We start from the raw sequence: 16,451 nt of genomic DNA, 5'->3' as shown, positions 1-16,451 counted from the left end.
GGTAGCGGTAAACGCGCCAGGTCGCAACGTTGACTTATCTGGTTGTGCAAAAGAAAAGGGCCGGAATCCGGCCCTTTTTGCATCAGGAGACATTACTCGTCAGCGTCATCCGCTGCGTCATCGTCGGTGTCCGCTTCCGGCGCGATTTCATCGTCACCTTCCGCGACGCTGCCGTCGATGGAATCGAGCTCTTCGTCATCCACCGGCTCGGCCACGCGCTGCAGACCCACCACGTTTTCATCTTCCGCTGTACGGATGAGGATCACGCCCTGGGTGTTACGACCCACCACGCTGATCTCAGACACGCGGGTACGCACCAGCGTACCGGCATCGGTAATCATCATGATTTGGTCGGCATCGTCCACCTGCACCGCGCCGACAACGGAACCGTTGCGCTCGGTCACTTTGATAGAGATAACGCCCTGCGTGCCGCGAGACTTGGTCGGGTACTCGCTTTCCGCGGTGCGTTTACCGTAACCGTTCTGGGTGACGGTCAGGATTGCACCTTCGCCGCGCGGAACGATCAGGGAAACCACGGAATCTTCACCCGCCAGCTTGATGCCGCGAACGCCGGTCGCCGTACGACCCATGGCGCGCACCGCGTTCTCCTTAAAGCGCACCACTTTACCGGCCGCAGAGAACAGCATCACTTCGTCAGAACCGGAGGTCAGATCCACGCCGATCAGCTCGTCGCCTTCGTTCAGGTTGACGGCAATGATACCGGCAGAACGTGGACGGCTGAACTCGGTCAGCGCGGTTTTCTTCACGGTACCGCTGGCGGTCGCCATAAAGACGTTCACGCCCTCTTCGTACTCGCGTACCGGCAGGATGGCGGTAATACGTTCATTCGCTTCCAGCGGCAGCAGGTTGACGATTGGACGACCACGCGCACCGCGGCTCGCTTCCGGCAGCTGATAGACTTTCATCCAGTACAGACGACCGCGGCTGGAGAAGCAGAGGATCGTATCATGGGTGTTGGCCACCAGCAGGCGGTCAATAAAGTCTTCTTCTTTAATACGTGCTGCAGATTTACCTTTACCGCCACGACGCTGTGCTTCGTAGTCGGTCAGCGGCTGATACTTCACATAGCCCTGGTGAGACAGGGTGACCACCACGTCTTCGCGGTTGATCAGATCTTCAATGTTGATATCAGAGCTGTTCGCGGTGATTTCGGTGCGACGCTCGTCGCCGAACTGATCGCGGACCAGTTCCAGCTCTTCACGGATCACTTCCATCAGACGCTCTGCGCTACCCAGAATGTGCAGCAGCTCGGCAATCTGTTCCAGCAGCTCTTTGTATTCGTCGAGCAGTTTTTCGTGCTCAAGGCCGGTCAGTTTCTGCAGACGCAGATCCAGAATCGCCTGGGCCTGCTGTTCAGTCAGGTAGTACTGACCGTCACGCACGCCGAATTCCGGTTCCAGCCACTCAGGACGCGCCGCGTCATCACCCGCACGTTCCAGCATCGCGGCAACGTTGCCCAGATCCCACGGACGGGAAATCAGCGCGGCTTTCGCTTCTGCAGGCGTTGGCGCACGGCGGATCAGCTCGATGATCGGGTCGATGTTGGCCAGCGCAACCGCCAGCGCTTCCAGGATATGCGCACGGTCGCGGGCTTTACGCAGTTCAAAGATGGTACGGCGGGTCACCACTTCACGGCGGTGACGCACGAACGCGCTCAGGATCTCTTTCAGGTTCATGATCTTCGGCTGACCATGGTGCAGCGCAACCATGTTGATACCGAAGGAGACCTGAAGCTGAGTCTGGGAGTACAGGTTGTTCAGGACAACCTCGCCCACCGCGTCGCGTTTGATCTCAATCACGATGCGCATGCCGTCTTTGTCAGACTCGTCACGCAGCGCGCTGATGCCTTCAACACGTTTTTCTTTTACCAGCTCGGCGATTTTTTCAATCAGACGCGCTTTGTTCACCTGATACGGGATCTCGTGAACAATGATGGTTTCACGGCCGGTTTTGGCGTCCGCTTCCACTTCGGCGCGGGCACGGATGTAAATCTTGCCGCGGCCGGTACGGTACGCTTCTTCAATACCGCGACGACCGTTGATGATCGCCGCCGTCGGGAAGTCCGGGCCCGGGATGTGGGTCATCAGCCCTTCAATGCTGATGTCTTCATCGTCGATATAGGCCAGGCAGCCGTTGATCACCTCGGTGATATTGTGCGGCGGAATGTTGGTTGCCATACCGACCGCGATACCGGACGAACCGTTAACCAGCAGGTTCGGGATCTTGGTTGGCATCACATCTGGGATGCGCTCGGTGCCGTCGTAGTTATCGACGAAATCAACGGTCTCTTTTTCCAGGTCGGCCATCAGCTCATGAGCGATTTTCGACATACGGATTTCCGTATAACGCATCGCCGCAGCGGAGTCGCCGTCGACTGAACCAAAGTTACCCTGACCATCTACCAGCATGTAACGCAAGGAGAATGGCTGCGCCATACGAACGATGGTGTCATACACGGCGGTATCACCATGCGGGTGATATTTACCGATGACGTCACCGACGACGCGGGCAGATTTTTTATAGGCTTTATTCCAGTCATTGCCCAATACGTTCATGGCGTATAGTACGCGACGGTGTACCGGCTTCAGGCCATCGCGGACGTCCGGCAGCGCACGGCCAACAATGACCGACATCGCATAATCCAGATAGGAGCTCTTCAGCTCTTCCTCGATGTTAACCGGTGTAATTTCTCTCGCAAGGTCGCTCATCTAACCGCTATCCCTCTACTGTATCCCGGATTCAAAGGTCGCAAATTATAACACAGCCGAGGTGATTGAGGTAAACCTATACGCTTTATTCACGGGGATTGCCTGATATACTCCTTTGTCTTGCTAAATAAGGAGTAAAAGCGCCCATGAATGCCGAAAAATCCCCGGTGGCCCACAACGTTGACCACGAAGAGATTGCCAAATTTGAAGCGGTGGCGTCCCGCTGGTGGGATCTCGAAGGTGAGTTCAAACCGCTGCATCGCATTAACCCGCTGCGTCTGGGCTATATCGCGGAACGTTCCGGCGGTCTGTTCGGTAAGAAAGTGCTCGACGTCGGCTGCGGCGGCGGTATCCTGGCAGAGAGCATGGCGCGCGAAGGGGCGAATGTGACGGGCCTGGATATGGGCTTTGAACCGCTGCAGGTTGCCCGCCTTCACGCCCTGGAGTCCGGCATTCAGGTCGACTACGTGCAGGAAACCGTAGAAGAGCACGCGGCAAAACACGCCCACCAGTACGACGTGGTGACCTGCATGGAGATGCTGGAGCACGTTCCCGATCCGCAGTCGGTGGTGCACGCCTGTGCAAAACTGGTGAAACCGGGCGGCCAGGTCTTCTTCTCCACCATCAACCGCAACGGTAAAGCCTGGCTGATGGCCGTCGTCGGCGCGGAGTATGTGCTGCGCATGGTGCCGAAAGGCACGCACGACGTGAAGAAATTCATCAAGCCTGCGGAGCTATTGAGCTGGGTTGACCAGACGTGGCTCAAAGAGCAGCACATCACCGGTCTGCACTACAATCCGCTGACCGATAAATTCAAGCTCGCGCCGGGCGTGGATGTTAACTATATGTTGCACACAACCGCCAAAAACGACTAACGTCATTCGTTATTCTTATAAAGATTGCGCGACATCATGTTGCGCAATTCTGACCTCCCGTTGAAGAAATCAGCACTCGATCAAATTTTGAATTTTTTTTCTTAATTATTGACATGTCTTCCAGGCCTTACGGCACGAGGACTTAGCCTTTTTTACCCTTTCACAACCTCAATTTAACGTCAAAATCAACCCTTGTGCTGAAAAGATTCGATACTAGAATACTCACCATATAGCGTTTTTCTTATCGCAAACCCCCTATATGTAGTATTTATCCACAGAGTTAGTCACAAGACGGATCTGTGGATAAGCGGGGGATATTTTTTATTTCACGGACAGGTAAACCCCACATGAATCAGAGTCTGCTGGTGACAAAGCGCGACGGTACTACCGAGCGTATCAATCTGGACAAAATCCATCGAGTTCTCGACTGGGCAGCAGAAGGACTGAACAACGTATCTATCTCCCAGGTTGAACTGCGTTCCCACATTCAGTTCTACGACGGCATCAAAACGTCTGATATCCACGAAACGATTATTAAAGCAGCGGCAGACCTGATCTCCCGCGAAGCACCGGATTATCAGTACCTGGCTGCACGTCTGGCGATTTTCCACCTGCGTAAAAAAGCCTACGGCCAGTTTGAGCCGCCGAAGCTTTACGATCACGTGGTGAAAATGGTTGAGCTGGGCAAATACGACACGCATCTGCTGGAAGACTATACGGAAGAAGAGTTCGAGCAGATGAACGGGTTTATCGATCACTGGCGCGACATGAACTTCTCCTACGCGGCGGTGAAGCAGCTCGAAGGCAAATATTTGGTTCAGAACCGCGTAACCGGTGAGATCTACGAAAGCGCCCAGTTCCTCTATATTCTGGTGGCCGCCTGCCTGTTCTCGAACTACCCGCGTGACACCCGTCTGGACTACGTGAAGCGTTTCTACGATGCGGTATCCACGTTCAAGATTTCTCTGCCGACGCCAATCATGTCCGGCGTGCGTACCCCTACCCGTCAGTTCAGCTCCTGCGTGCTGATCGAATGTGGTGACAGCCTGGATTCCATCAACGCCACCTCCAGCGCCATCGTGAAATACGTTTCCCAGCGTGCCGGTATCGGCATCAACGCCGGTCGTATTCGCGCGCTGGGCAGCCCGATCCGCGGCGGCGAAGCGTTCCACACCGGCTGTATCCCGTTCTATAAGCACTTCCAGACGGCGGTAAAATCCTGCTCTCAGGGCGGCGTGCGCGGCGGTGCAGCGACCCTGTTCTACCCGATGTGGCACCTGGAAGTAGAAAGCCTGCTGGTCCTGAAAAACAACCGTGGCGTCGAAGGCAACCGCGTGCGCCACATGGACTACGGCGTGCAGATCAACAAGCTGATGTACACCCGTCTGCTGAAAGGCGAAGACATTACGCTGTTCAGCCCGTCCGACGTCCCGGGCCTGTATGACGCGTTCTTCGCCGATCAGGACGAGTTTGAGCGTCTGTACACCAAATACGAAAAAGACGACAGCATCCGCAAGCAGCGCGTGAAGGCGGTAGACCTGTTCTCCCTGATGATGCAGGAACGTGCCTCTACCGGTCGTATTTACATCCAGAACGTTGACCACTGCAACACTCACAGCCCGTTCGATCCGGTGGTTGCGCCAGTGCGCCAGTCTAACCTGTGCCTGGAGATCGCCCTGCCGACCAAACCGCTGGAAGACGTGAACGACGAAAACGGCGAAATCGCGCTGTGCACGCTGTCCGCGTTCAACCTCGGCGCGATTAAGAGCCTCGACGAGCTGGAAGAGCTGGCCGTGCTGGCGGTTCGTGCCCTCGACGCCCTGCTGGACTACCAGGATTACCCAATCCCGGCCGCTAAACGCGGCGCAATGGGCCGCCGTACCCTGGGTATCGGCGTGATCAACTTCGCCTACTGGCTGGCGAAAAACGGCAAGCGTTACTCCGACGGCAGCGCCAACAACCTGACGCACCAGACGTTCGAAGCGATTCAGTATTACCTGATGAAAGCCTCTAACGAGCTGGCGAAAGAGCAAGGCGCGTGCCCGTGGTTCAACGAAACCACCTACGCGAAAGGCATTCTGCCGATCGACACCTACAAGAAAGACCTGGATGCGATCGTCAGCGAGCCGCTGCACCTCGACTGGGAAGGCCTGCGCGAGTCCATTAAAACGCACGGCCTGCGTAACTCCACGCTCTCTGCCCTGATGCCGTCCGAGACCTCTTCGCAGATCTCTAACGCCACCAACGGCATTGAACCGCCGCGCGGCCACGTGAGCATTAAAGCGTCGAAAGACGGCGTGCTGCGTCAGGTGGTGCCGGATTACGAGACCCTGGGTGACAAGTACGAGCTGCTGTGGGAAATGCCAAACAACGACGGCTACCTGCAGCTGGTGGGTATCATGCAGAAGTTTATCGACCAGTCGATCTCTGCTAATACCAACTACGACCCGACGCGCTTCCCGTCCGGCAAGGTGCCAATGCAGCAGCTGTTGAAAGACCTGCTGACCGCCTATAAATTTGGCGTGAAAACGCTGTACTATCACAACACCCGTGATGGCGCGGAAGATGCCCAGGACGACCTGGCTCCGTCCATTCAGGACGATGGCTGCGAAAGCGGCGCATGTAAGATCTAATGTAAATGCCGGGTGGCGCTCCGCTTACCCGGCCTACGATTTTGTTTGCCCAACCGACAAAATCTCTCACAGGACACACTCATGGCATATACCACCTTTTCACAGACGAAAAACGACCAGCTCAAAGAGCCGATGTTCTTCGGCCAGCCGGTCAACGTGGCACGCTACGACCAGCAAAAATATGACATCTTCGAAAAGCTGATCGAAAAGCAACTCTCCTTCTTCTGGCGCCCGGAAGAAGTGGACGTCTCCCGCGACCGTATTGACTACCAGTCGCTGCCGGATCACGAAAAGCATATCTTCATCAGCAACCTGAAGTACCAGACGCTGCTGGACTCCATTCAGGGCCGCAGCCCGAACGTGGCGCTGCTGCCGCTGATCTCCATTCCGGAGCTGGAAACCTGGGTGGAAACCTGGGCGTTCTCCGAGACGATCCACTCCCGCTCTTACACCCACATCATTCGCAACATCGTGAACGATCCGGCGGTGGTGTTTGACGATATCGTCACCAACGAACAGATCCAGAAGCGCGCGGAAGGCATTGCCCATTACTACGACGAGCTGATCGAGATGACCAGCTACTGGCATCTGCTGGGCGAAGGCACCCACAGCGTGAACGGTAAAACCATTACCGTGAATCTGCGCGCGCTGAAAAAACAGCTGTACCTGTGCCTGATGAGCGTCAACGCGCTGGAGGCGATCCGCTTCTACGTGAGCTTCGCCTGCTCCTTCGCCTTTGCCGAGCGCAAGCTGATGGAAGGCAACGCCAAAATCATCCGCCTGATCGCCCGCGACGAGGCCCTGCACCTGACCGGCACCCAGCACATGCTGAACCTGCTGCGCAGCGGCACGGATGACCCGGAGATGGCGGAGATCGCCGAAGAGTGCAAGCAGGAGTGCTACGACCTGTTCGTGCTGGCCGCGCAGCAGGAGAAAGAGTGGGCAGACTATCTGTTCCGCGACGGTTCCATGATCGGCCTGAACAAAGACATTCTGTGCCAGTACGTTGAGTACATTACCAACATCCGCATGCAGGCTGTCGGTCTCGATCTGCCGTTCCAGACGCGCTCTAACCCGATCCCGTGGATCAACACCTGGCTGGTGTCCGATAACGTCCAGGTCGCGCCGCAGGAAGTGGAAGTGAGTTCTTACCTGGTCGGTCAGATTGATTCTGAAGTCAACACCGACGACCTGAGCGACTTCCAGCTCTGATGTCACGCGTCACGCTAAGTCTTTCCGGCACCGAGGTACTGTGTCGGGAGGAGCACCCTTCTCTGCTGGTGGCGCTTGAGGCGCATCAGGTAGAAGTAGAGTACCAGTGTCGTTCCGGCTACTGCGGCTCCTGCCGCTGCCGTCTGGTCACAGGCCAGGTAGACTGGCTGACCGAGCCGCTGGCCTTTATCAACGAAGGGGAAATTTTGCCCTGCTGCTGCCGGGCAAAAGGCGATATCGAAATCGAGATGTGATTGTGTCGGGTGGCGCTTCGCTTACCCGACCTACAAAACCGCAGTTCGTAGGCCGGGTAAGGCGCAGCCGCCACCCGGCAATTTCAGCGTTAATCCTTCAAAAAGCTCACCGCTTTATCCGGGAAATCCGTAAACAGCCCGTCCACGCCCGTCTGATTGTACAGCACCTCATAAAGCTGATTCACGTCCGCGGCATACGGCGGCAGCTGGTCTGCTCGCACGGTATACGGATGGACCTGCATCTTGCTCTCATGCGCCTCTTTCACCATCGCCGTCAGCTTCACGTGACCCGGCGCTGAGCCTTCCGCCACCAGCATGTGGTAATCCGGCCCGATGCCGTCGGCGTACTGCGCAATCTGCTTCATCGCGCCCGGCTTGAACATCCAGTCGTAGCTATAGTTCACCCACTTCCCGTCAGGCTGCTTCTCCTGGGTTTCATTCCAGTCGGTATAGGCAATCAGCTGTACCAGATTGAGATCCATCCCCATCTTCGGCTCCAGCTCGGTTTTGATGCGCTTCAGCTCGGCGGCGTCAAAACACTGCAGGTAAACCTTGTCCTTCTTGCTGGTGTAGCCGTACTGTTTCAGCACCTCCAGCGTCTTCGCGGCAATGTCTTTCCCTTCCTGATGGTGGAACCACGGCGCTTTGATTTCCGGGTAGATGCCGATGTTTTTGCCGGTTGAGTGATTCAACCCCTGAACAAACTCAATCTCCTCCTGGAAGGTATGGATCCGGAAGTCAGATTTGCCCATCGGGAAGCGCCCCGGATAGACCTGCACCTTTTTACCGTTCTCAATTTCGAAGCCTTCGGTAAACTTCAGGGAGCGGATCTCCGCCAGGGTGAAGTCGATGGCGTAGAAGCGGCCATCTTTACGCGCGCGGTCCGGGAAACGTTCCGCCACGTCCGTCACGCGGTCAAGATAGTGGTCGTGCAGGACGACCAGCTGGTCGTCCTTCGTCATCACCAGATCCTGCTCCAGGTAATCCGCACCCTGCGCATAGGCCATCGCTTTTGCCGGCAGGGTATGTTCCGGCAGATAGCCGCTGGCGCCGCGGTGGGCAATCACGATTTTATCCGCCGCCAGCGCGGATCCGGTCATCAGGCCCGCCAGCAGCAGGCCCGTCGCTAACTGAGTTAATTTCATCGTAATGTTCCTTATTGACGACGTGCCAGCACTTCAGCGTGGTGACGTTTTTCCCCGATCATCACGACAATCAGCAGCAGTACCGCCAGCACGCTACCGCCGATCATCACCATAAAGCCGCCGTCCCAGCCGAAGAAGTCAACGGTGTAGCCCACGATGGCGCTCGCCGCGACCGAACCGCCCAGGTAGCCGAACAGGCCGGTAAAGCCTGCCGCCGTGCCCGCCGCTTTTTTCGGCGCCAGCTCCAGGGCGTGCAGACCGATCAGCATCACCGGCCCATAAATCAGGAAGCCGATGACGATCATGCAGGCCATATCTACTGATGGGTTACCCGGCGGGTTAAGCCAGTACACCACGGTGGCGATGGTCACCAGGGTCATAAAGAAGACGCCCGTCGCCCCGCGGTTACCTTTAAACACCTTGTCCGACATCCAGCCGCACAGCAGCGTGCCCGGGATCCCCGCGTACTCATACAGGAAGTAGGCCCAGGACGATTTATCCAGCGCGAAGTGCTTCACCTCTTTCAGGTAGGTCGGAGACCAGTCCAGAATGCCGTAGCGCAGCAGGTATACAAACACGTTCGCCACCGCGATGTACCACAGCAGCTTGTTCGGCAGCACGTACTTCATGAAGATCTGTTTCGCGGTCAGCTCTTCTTCATGCTCCTTGCTGTAATCGTCCGGGTAGTCATTTTTGTACTCTTCAATCGGCGGCAGGCCGCAGGACTGCGGCGTATCGCGCATCAGCGCGAAGGCAATAATCGCCACCAGAATGGCGCCAAACGCAGGCATGTAGAGCGCCGCGTGCCAGTCGTTGAACCAGGCCATCCCCAGCAGGAACAGCAGCGGCGGAATACCGCCACCCACGTTATGCGCACAGTTCCACACCGAGACGATGCCGCCGCGTTCCTTCTGCGACCACCAGTGCACCATGGTACGCCCGCACGGCGGCCACCCCATCCCCTGGAACCAGCCGCAGAGGAACAGCAGCACAAACATGACGGCAATGCTGGAGGTTGCCCACGGCACAAAGCCCATGAACAGCATGACCGCGGCCGCCAGGATCAGGCCGGCGGGCAGGAACACGCGCGGATTCGAGCGATCCGACACGGAACCCATAATGAATTTGGAAAAACCGTAGGCGATGGAGATCCCCGACAGCGCGAACCCCAGATCGCCGCGAGAAAAGCCCTGCTCCACCAGGTACGGCATGGCGAGCGCGAAGTTTTTACGTACAAGGTAGTACGCCGCGTACCCGAAGAAGATCCCCAGGAAAATTTGCCAACGCAGACGGCGATAGAGCGGATCTATTTCTGCCTCTGGCAGACGCGCCCTGTGCGGCGCAGGTTTGAAGATACTGAGCATAACAGCCTCCGTGGCCTTGAAATGAATGAGCAGGTGGCTCGCACCTGGATTCCAGAGGCGGGGATGTTAAGAAATCACGGTGATTGTTACTGTGAATCAACGCACAGATTGTTACAGAAATATGACAGAATGCGCAAAAAAGCGCATGAAATCACGTTTCACTTTCGAATTCCGCGCGTTTATGTTCGAAATCAAACAAACCACAAAATTAATATGGCTAAATGATAAAAAACGAACATAGAGGATAAACAATGACCAGTCACGATCCTCGTTACAGCGATGTGATAATCATTGGTGGTGGCGCCACCGGTGCCGGGATCGCGCGCGACTGCGCCCTTCGCGGCTTAAGCGTCACGCTGCTGGAACGCCACGATATTGCCACGGGCGCAACCGGACGTAACCACGGCCTGCTGCACAGCGGCGCGCGGTATGCGGTCACCGACGGTGAATCCGCGCGCGAATGTATTGCTGAAAATCAGATCCTCAAGCGTATCGCCCGCCACTGCATTGAGCCGACCGACGGCCTCTTTATTACCCTTCCTGAAGATGACCTCGCCTTTCAGGACACCTTTATCACCGCCTGCACTGCAGCGGGCATTCAGGCTGAGGCCATGGATCCGGCGCTGGCGCGGCGGCTGGAACCGTCGGTTAACCCTGCGCTTATCGGCGCGGTGAAAGTCCCTGACGGCACCGTCGATCCGTTCCGCCTGACGGCCGCCAATATGCTGGACGCCCGCGAGCACGGCGCGCACATCCTGACCGGGCACGAAGTGACCGGGCTAATCCGCGAAGGCCATCGCGTCTGCGGCGTACGGGTGTTTGATACGCAATACCATGAACACAGCGAGCTGTATGCCTCCGTGGTCATTAATGCCGCGGGGATCTGGGGGCAGCGCATCGTGGAATACGCCGACCTGCAGGTGCGCATGTTCCCGGCGAAAGGCTCGCTGCTGATCCTCGATCACCGCATCAATAACCATGTCATCAACCGCTGCCGCAAACCGTCCGACGCCGATATTCTCGTTCCGGGCGATACCATTTCGCTGATCGGCACGACCTCCACCCACGTGGACTACAGCGAGATTGACTACAACCGCGTGACCGCCGAAGAGGTAGATATTCTGCTGCGTGAAGGCGAGAAGCTGGCCCCGGTGATGGCCCAGACGCGCATTCTGCGCGCCTATGCGGGCGTGCGTCCGCTGGTCGCCAGCGACAACGATCCGAGCGGACGTAACGTCAGCCGGGGCATCGTACTGCTCGATCACGCCGAGCGCGACGGCATGGACGGGTTTATCACCATCACCGGCGGCAAGCTGATGACCTACCGCCTGATGGCCGAATGGGCGACCGATGCCGTCTGCCGCAAGCTGGGCAATACCGAGCCGTGCGTCACGGCAGAACAGCCCCTGCCCGGCTCGCGTCAGTCCACCGAAAAAACGCTGCAAAAAATTATCTCCCTGCCCGCGCCGCTGCGCGGATCCGCGATTTACCGCCACGGCGACAGAACGCCGGTCTGGCTTGGAGAAGGCCGGCTGAGCCGCAGCCTGGTGTGCGAGTGCGAAGCCGTCACCGCCGGTGAGGTGCAGTATGCGGTAGAGAACCTGACGGTCACCAGCCTGCTCGATCTTCGCCGCCGCACCCGCGTCGGCATGGGCACCTGCCAGGGCGAGCTCTGCGCCTGCCGTGCCGCCGGGCTACTGCAGCGTTTTCACACCACCACCGCCACCCAGTCGCTCGATCAGCTCAGCGCCTTTTTAAACGAGCGCTGGAAAGGCATTCAGCCTGTCGCCTGGGGCGACGCCCTGCGCGAAAGCGAATTTACCCGCTGGGTCTATCAGGGGCTTTGCGGTCTTGAGAAGGAGCAGCGCGATGAAATTTGACACCGTGATTGTCGGCGGCGGGCTGTCGGGCCTGCTTTGTGGCATCAGGCTCACGAAGCAGGGTCTGCGCTGCGCCATTATCACCCGGGGCCAGAGCGCCCTGCACTTTTCGTCCGGATCGCTGGATCTGGTGGACGAAGCGTACCGCGACAAACTGCCGCCGGAGCACCCGTATCACCTGATCGGCGCGCAGCATATTGACCGCTTTGCGCTGGAAACCGAAGCGCTGCTGGCAGACTGCGGCGCGCGCCTGAAGGGGAGCGCCCGGCTCAATCATCAGCGCGTCACGCCGCTGGGCACCCTGCGTTCCGCCTGGCTCAGCCCGGAAGAAGTGCCCGTTGCCCCCTTCACTGCCGCCCGTGTGCGGGTGGTGGGCATTAGCGGCTTTCTGGATTTTCAGCCCCATCTCGCGGCGGCGTCGCTCTCTCGACAGGGCGTTAACGCCGAAACGGCAGAGATAGAGCTGCCCGAGCTTGATGTCCTGCGCGATAATCCGAGCGAGTTTCGCGCGGTGAATATCGCCCGCTTTCTGGATAACGAGGACAAATGGCCGCTGCTGTACGACGCGCTCAGGCCGATCGGCGAGACGTGCGACGCCCTGCTGATGCCCGCCTGCTTCGGCTTACGCGACAACCGGCTCTGGCGCTGGCTGTCGGACCGTCTTCCCTGCTCGCTCTACCTGCTGCCTACGCTGCCCCCTTCCGTCCCCGGCATTCGCCTGCATACTCAGCTTCAGCGTCAGTTTGTGGCACAGGGCGGCGTGTGGATGGCGGGTGACGAGGTGAAAAAAATCACCCTGACCGACGGCAAGGTAAGCGAAATCTGGACACGCAACCACGACGATATTCCGCTGCGCGCCCGCTATACGGTGCTGGCAAGCGGCAGCTTCTTCAGCAACGGGCTGCTGAGCAGCCGGGAGGGCATCCGGGAAGCCATTATGGGGCTGGATGTCCGCCAGCGTTCCTCCCGCGCGGACTGGTATCAGAGCGATTTCTTCTCGCCGCAGCCGTGGCAGCAGTTTGGCGTGATTGTCGACAGCCAGCTGCATCCGCAGCTTTCCGGCAAGCCCGTCAGGGATCTCTTTGCCATCGGCTCGCTGCTGGGCGGGTACGATCCCATTGCTCAGGGATGCGGTGGCGGGGTCTGCGCCGTCACGGCGCTGTATGTGGCAGAGCAGATTAGCCAGCGCATGGAGGCTGAACAATGAACGACACCCGATTTGAAAGCTGCATTAAATGCACGGTCTGTACCACCGTCTGCCCGGTCAGCGGCGTGAACCCGCGCTATCCGGGACCAAAGCAGGCTGGCCCGGACGGCGAGCGTCTGCGTCTGAAGGACGGCAAGCTGTACGACGAGGCGCTGAAATACTGCATCAACTGCAAACGCTGCGAAGTCGCCTGCCCGTCGGATGTGAAAATCGGCGATATCATCCAGCGCGCCCGGGCGCGCTACGGCACGCAAAAGCCGACGCTGCGGGACGCGATCCTGAGCCATACCGATCTGATGGGCAGCGTCTCGACGCCGTTTGCCCCGCTGGTGAATGCCGCCACCGCACTCAGGCCGGTGCGCCAGCTGCTGGATGCCACGCTGAAGATAGACCATCACCGCAGCCTGCCGAAATATTCTCACGGTACCTTCCGCCGCTGGTATAAATCCGTCGCAGCACAGCAGGCACAGTATGCCGACCAGGTGGCCTTTTTCCACGGCTGCTACGTGAATTACAACCACCCGCAGTTGGGAAAAGATCTGCTGAAGGTGCTGAACGCCATGGGAACGGGCGTTCAGCTACTGAATAAAGAGAAGTGCTGCGGCGTACCGCTGATTGCCAACGGGTTTACCGATAAAGCGCGCAGGCAGGCTCAAAGCAATGTCACCTCCCTGCGCGAAGCGATTATCGATAAAGGTATTCCGGTGCTGGCGACCTCGTCAACCTGTACCTTCACCCTGCGCGATGAGTACCCGCATCTGCTGGACGTAGATAATACCGGCCTGCGCGAGCACATCGAGCTGGCGACGCGCTTCCTGTGGCGCAAGCTCGATAGCGGGCAGACGTTGCCGCTGGGGAGATTACCGCTGAAAGTGGTGTATCACACCCCGTGTCACATGGAGAAGATGGGCTGGTCGCTCTATACGCTTGAGCTGCTGCGGCTAATCCCGGGCCTGGAGCTGACGGTGCTGGATTCACGCTGCTGCGGGATTGCGGGGACCTACGGCTTTAAGCGTGAAAACTACGAAACGTCACAGGCGATCGGCGCCCCGCTGTTCCGTCAGATTGAAGAGAGCGGCGCGGATATCGTGGTGACCGACTGTGAAACCTGCAGGTGGCAGATTGAGATGTCCACCAGCAAGCGCTGCGAGCATCCGATTACCCTGCTGGCAAAGGCGCTGGGGTAAAGATGGCCGGGGCGCAAGGCCCCGGCACAGGTTTTACTCGATGAACAGCGACTCGACCACATGGATCCAGCCGTGCTCGCTGGCCACCTCTTTGCCGTTCAGCCAGCGGCGCAGCATGTTCAGCGCCATCATGGCGCACACCTCCTGACGCACCGCCAGGCTGTGGCGGGTAATGCTCATTTTTACCCGCAGCGCCCAGGTGCCTTCCGGCGTGGCCAGTGCGAAATTGAGGTATTCCTCGTCCAGCCCGCCGACAAACAGCGCCAGACCGGCAAAATGCTTCACCCTTCTCTCGGAGGCCCAGCGGGCGGTCTGCGCGAGGGTCTCCTGCTGGAACGGCACCACCTCGCTTGCCAGCAGCGGCGCGTTGACGCGCGACAGCTGCAGCGCCAGCAGGCCACCGGTGAACTGCTCGCTTAAGGTCACGCTCAGCTGGCGAGTCTGGAGATGCGTCGCAATCTGCGCGGGCAACCCTTCCGTCCCTTCGAAAATCAGGCTTTCGCCCGCCACGCGCTGCACCTCGGGCCACAGGGCCAGCATAGCCGCTTTCTGCTCGGCCGGGCCCGTCAGCTTAAGCTCAATGATCGGCATGGAGGAGCGGTAGCCCATAGAGACGCCCGGCGGCAGCGGGAGATGATCGAGGCTCTGGGCCAGATCGCTTTCCGAGCGGCCAAAGGTGGTCAGACGCAGGCACAGCGGCGGCTCCGGCAGGGTAAAACGATCGCGAAGGCGCGGCAGGATCTGCTGCTCGACCATCACCTTAAATTCTGAGGGCACGCCCGGGGTAAAGAACATCAGGCAGCGGTTCAGCTGCATGGCAAATCCGCACGCGGTACCGACCGGGTTATCGACCAGCTCGGCGCTGGCGGGAATTTCAGCCTGCTTGCGGTTGCTGGGGGCCATAACGCGGCCACGTTCGGAGAAAAAGCGTTCCATCTGCGAAAGCCAGGCCTCATGCAGCACCAGCTCTTCGCCTTTTGCGGTTGCGGCGGCCAGCGCGCTGAGATCGTCACCGGTGGGGCCAAGCCCGCCGTTCACAATCAGCACGTCGCACTGTTCGCTCCGCTCGCGCAGCACGCTGACCAGCGACTCAAGATTGTCGCCCACCGTATTGCGGCGCGTTAACGGTAATCCTTGCTCAAAGAAAAGATCGGCAAGCCAGGCCGCATTGGTATCAATAATTTGTCCATGCAGCACTTCGTCGCCGGTGGATAACATCTCCACGTTAATCATTGTGTTCTCCCGCTTATTTGGTGAAAACACTATAGCGCAAACGCGGAAGGGAGAAGAGAGAAACTGGCGCGACGGAACGCCGCGCCGACAGGATTAGAAGCCTGCGCTCACGCCCACGTACGGGCCATCGGCCAGCGCGTTGTCGCGGTTGCCGTCTTTGCCCGCCAGGTTCAGATAGCGATAGCCTGCTTCGATAGTAACGGGACGCATGATGGTCCAGCGCGCGCCCGCGTTGGCTTCTTCGTAGCTTTCAATACCGCTGGAGAGGGAGTCCGGAGAGTAGTAGTACTCGCCAAACAGGCCGAAGCTGTCGCCAATTTTCCACTGCAGGCCGCCGCCCACGGCCGCCGCGTAGCCTTCGCTGCCGTCGTTAGGGTTGGTATAAACCCCTTTACCGCCGACGGTGGCCAGGAATGGGCCCAGGGGCACGTTCAGGCCGAGGCCAAGGCTGGCCGCGTCGCCGTCGTCATCGTTATGCGTCCAGCCGCCGGTCATCGCCAGACCGGCGGTCTCGGTCCCCATGCCGAAGCCCAGGTGGGTATAATCCTGACCCGCTGAGCCGTTAAAGCTGATGGCGTTAGCCGCCGCAGATACAACCATCAGGCCTAAGCCCAGTAATGCCACTTTTTTCATTGTCGTGATCCCACACAATTTTTGTAGAGAAGTCCCAAAACCGCGAGATTTTAACCGGAGTCTCCCGAGGATCAAGCACTCTGCGTGCGGCAGGTCGGT

Annotated in this window: 12 protein-coding genes; 7 read left to right on the top strand and 5 right to left on the bottom strand. The window is 58.6% G+C overall.

Translation table 11 applies throughout. The features are described 5' to 3' along the window. Positions 1-92: 92 nt before the first annotated feature. Positions 93-2,729, bottom strand: a complete 2,637-nt coding sequence (gene gyrA / locus ACMWKK_RS03010; protein ID WP_045327968.1) for a DNA topoisomerase (ATP-hydrolyzing) subunit A — start codon at positions 2,727-2,729, stop codon at positions 93-95. Positions 2,730-2,875: 146 nt separating this feature from the next. Between gyrA and ubiG the strand changes: the two genes are divergently transcribed. The 4 genes from ubiG to yfaE all read left to right on the top strand — a co-directional run bounded on the left by ubiG (position 2,876) and on the right by yfaE (position 7,703). Continuing rightward, complete coding sequence (ubiG, locus tag ACMWKK_RS03005) at positions 2,876-3,604, top strand: bifunctional 2-polyprenyl-6-hydroxyphenol methylase/3-demethylubiquinol 3-O-methyltransferase UbiG (protein ID WP_045327966.1); 729 nt, start codon at positions 2,876-2,878, stop codon at positions 3,602-3,604. Between the two features lie 347 nt (positions 3,605-3,951). Continuing rightward, positions 3,952-6,237, top strand: a complete 2,286-nt coding sequence (gene nrdA / locus ACMWKK_RS03000; RefSeq protein ID WP_032641913.1) for a class 1a ribonucleoside-diphosphate reductase subunit alpha — start codon at positions 3,952-3,954, stop codon at positions 6,235-6,237. An 81-nt stretch (positions 6,238-6,318) separates the two neighbouring features. Continuing rightward, entirely contained in the window at positions 6,319-7,449 is a 1,131-nt protein-coding gene (gene nrdB / locus ACMWKK_RS02995) for a class Ia ribonucleoside-diphosphate reductase subunit beta (protein WP_045327964.1), read from the top strand. Then, positions 7,449-7,703, top strand: a complete 255-nt coding sequence (yfaE, locus tag ACMWKK_RS02990) for a class I ribonucleotide reductase maintenance protein YfaE (protein WP_032641917.1) — start codon at positions 7,449-7,451, stop codon at positions 7,701-7,703. Before nrdB ends, yfaE begins: the two co-directional genes overlap by 1 nt. Before the next feature lie 89 nt (positions 7,704-7,792). Here the strand turns inward: yfaE and glpQ are convergent, their stop codons facing one another. Continuing rightward, positions 7,793-8,848: a glycerophosphodiester phosphodiesterase gene (glpQ, locus tag ACMWKK_RS02985; protein ID WP_112779786.1), complete on the bottom strand. Its 1,056-nt coding sequence runs from the start codon at positions 8,846-8,848 to the stop codon at positions 7,793-7,795. 11 nt (positions 8,849-8,859) lie between these two features. Beyond that, positions 8,860-10,212: a glycerol-3-phosphate transporter gene (gene glpT, locus ACMWKK_RS02980; protein ID WP_047652552.1), complete on the bottom strand. Its 1,353-nt coding sequence runs from the start codon at positions 10,210-10,212 to the stop codon at positions 8,860-8,862. A gap of 251 nt (positions 10,213-10,463) precedes the next feature. Here glpT and glpA point away from each other — a divergent pair, with 251 nt between their 5' ends. Genes glpA through glpC form a run of 3 tightly spaced genes read left to right on the top strand, consistent with a single transcriptional unit; the run spans position 10,464 to position 14,486 of the window. Then, positions 10,464-12,092 carry an anaerobic glycerol-3-phosphate dehydrogenase subunit A gene (gene glpA, locus ACMWKK_RS02975; RefSeq protein ID WP_112779788.1) on the top strand — a complete coding sequence of 543 codons (1,629 nt, stop codon included), beginning with the start codon at positions 10,464-10,466 and terminating at the stop codon, positions 12,090-12,092. Further along, entirely contained in the window at positions 12,082-13,299 is a 1,218-nt protein-coding gene (gene glpB, locus ACMWKK_RS02970) for a glycerol-3-phosphate dehydrogenase subunit GlpB (protein WP_112779789.1), read from the top strand. The genes glpA and glpB overlap by 11 nt, the downstream gene beginning before the upstream one ends. Then, complete coding sequence (gene glpC, locus ACMWKK_RS02965; protein WP_112779790.1) at positions 13,296-14,486, top strand: anaerobic glycerol-3-phosphate dehydrogenase subunit GlpC; 1,191 nt, start codon at positions 13,296-13,298, stop codon at positions 14,484-14,486. The genes glpB and glpC overlap by 4 nt, the downstream gene beginning before the upstream one ends. A 33-nt stretch (positions 14,487-14,519) precedes the next feature. Here the strand turns inward: glpC and ACMWKK_RS02960 are convergent, their stop codons facing one another. Both ACMWKK_RS02960 and ACMWKK_RS02955 read right to left on the bottom strand, forming a co-directional pair. Continuing rightward, entirely contained in the window at positions 14,520-15,719 is a 1,200-nt protein-coding gene (locus tag ACMWKK_RS02960; RefSeq protein WP_112779791.1) for a nicotinamide mononucleotide deamidase-related protein YfaY, read from the bottom strand. A gap of 93 nt (positions 15,720-15,812) precedes the next feature. Next, a complete protein-coding gene (locus ACMWKK_RS02955) occupies positions 15,813-16,352 on the bottom strand; it encodes a YfaZ family outer membrane protein (RefSeq protein ID WP_112779792.1) in 540 nt (179 codons plus the stop codon). Between the last annotated feature and the right edge of the window lie 99 nt (positions 16,353-16,451).

The sequence above is a fragment of the Enterobacter sp. 01-M-03-SI-ECC genome, assembly GCF_047530215.1.
Lineage (GTDB): Bacteria > Pseudomonadota > Gammaproteobacteria > Enterobacterales > Enterobacteriaceae > Enterobacter > Enterobacter chengduensis.
This window is presented reverse-complemented; position numbering and strand designations above follow the sequence as displayed.

Bases quoted from the DNA above. Each gene is read 5' to 3' on its own strand.
- gyrA (WP_045327968.1), bottom strand. From the start codon at position 2,729: ATGAGCGACCTTGCGAGAGAAATTACACCGGTTAACATCGAGGAAGAG.
- ubiG (WP_045327966.1), top strand. From the start codon at position 2,876: ATGAATGCCGAAAAATCCCCGGTGGCCCACAACGTTGACCACGAAGAG.
- nrdA (WP_032641913.1), top strand. From the start codon at position 3,952: ATGAATCAGAGTCTGCTGGTGACAAAGCGCGACGGTACTACCGAGCGT.
- nrdB (WP_045327964.1), top strand. From the start codon at position 6,319: ATGGCATATACCACCTTTTCACAGACGAAAAACGACCAGCTCAAAGAG.
- yfaE (WP_032641917.1), top strand. From the start codon at position 7,449: ATGTCACGCGTCACGCTAAGTCTTTCCGGCACCGAGGTACTGTGTCGG.
- glpQ (WP_112779786.1), bottom strand. From the start codon at position 8,848: ATGAAATTAACTCAGTTAGCGACGGGCCTGCTGCTGGCGGGCCTGATG.
- glpT (WP_047652552.1), bottom strand. From the start codon at position 10,212: ATGCTCAGTATCTTCAAACCTGCGCCGCACAGGGCGCGTCTGCCAGAG.
- glpA (WP_112779788.1), top strand. From the start codon at position 10,464: ATGACCAGTCACGATCCTCGTTACAGCGATGTGATAATCATTGGTGGT.
- glpB (WP_112779789.1), top strand. From the start codon at position 12,082: ATGAAATTTGACACCGTGATTGTCGGCGGCGGGCTGTCGGGCCTGCTT.
- glpC (WP_112779790.1), top strand. From the start codon at position 13,296: ATGAACGACACCCGATTTGAAAGCTGCATTAAATGCACGGTCTGTACC.
- ACMWKK_RS02960 (WP_112779791.1), bottom strand. From the start codon at position 15,719: ATGATTAACGTGGAGATGTTATCCACCGGCGACGAAGTGCTGCATGGA.
- ACMWKK_RS02955 (WP_112779792.1), bottom strand. From the start codon at position 16,352: ATGAAAAAAGTGGCATTACTGGGCTTAGGCCTGATGGTTGTATCTGCG.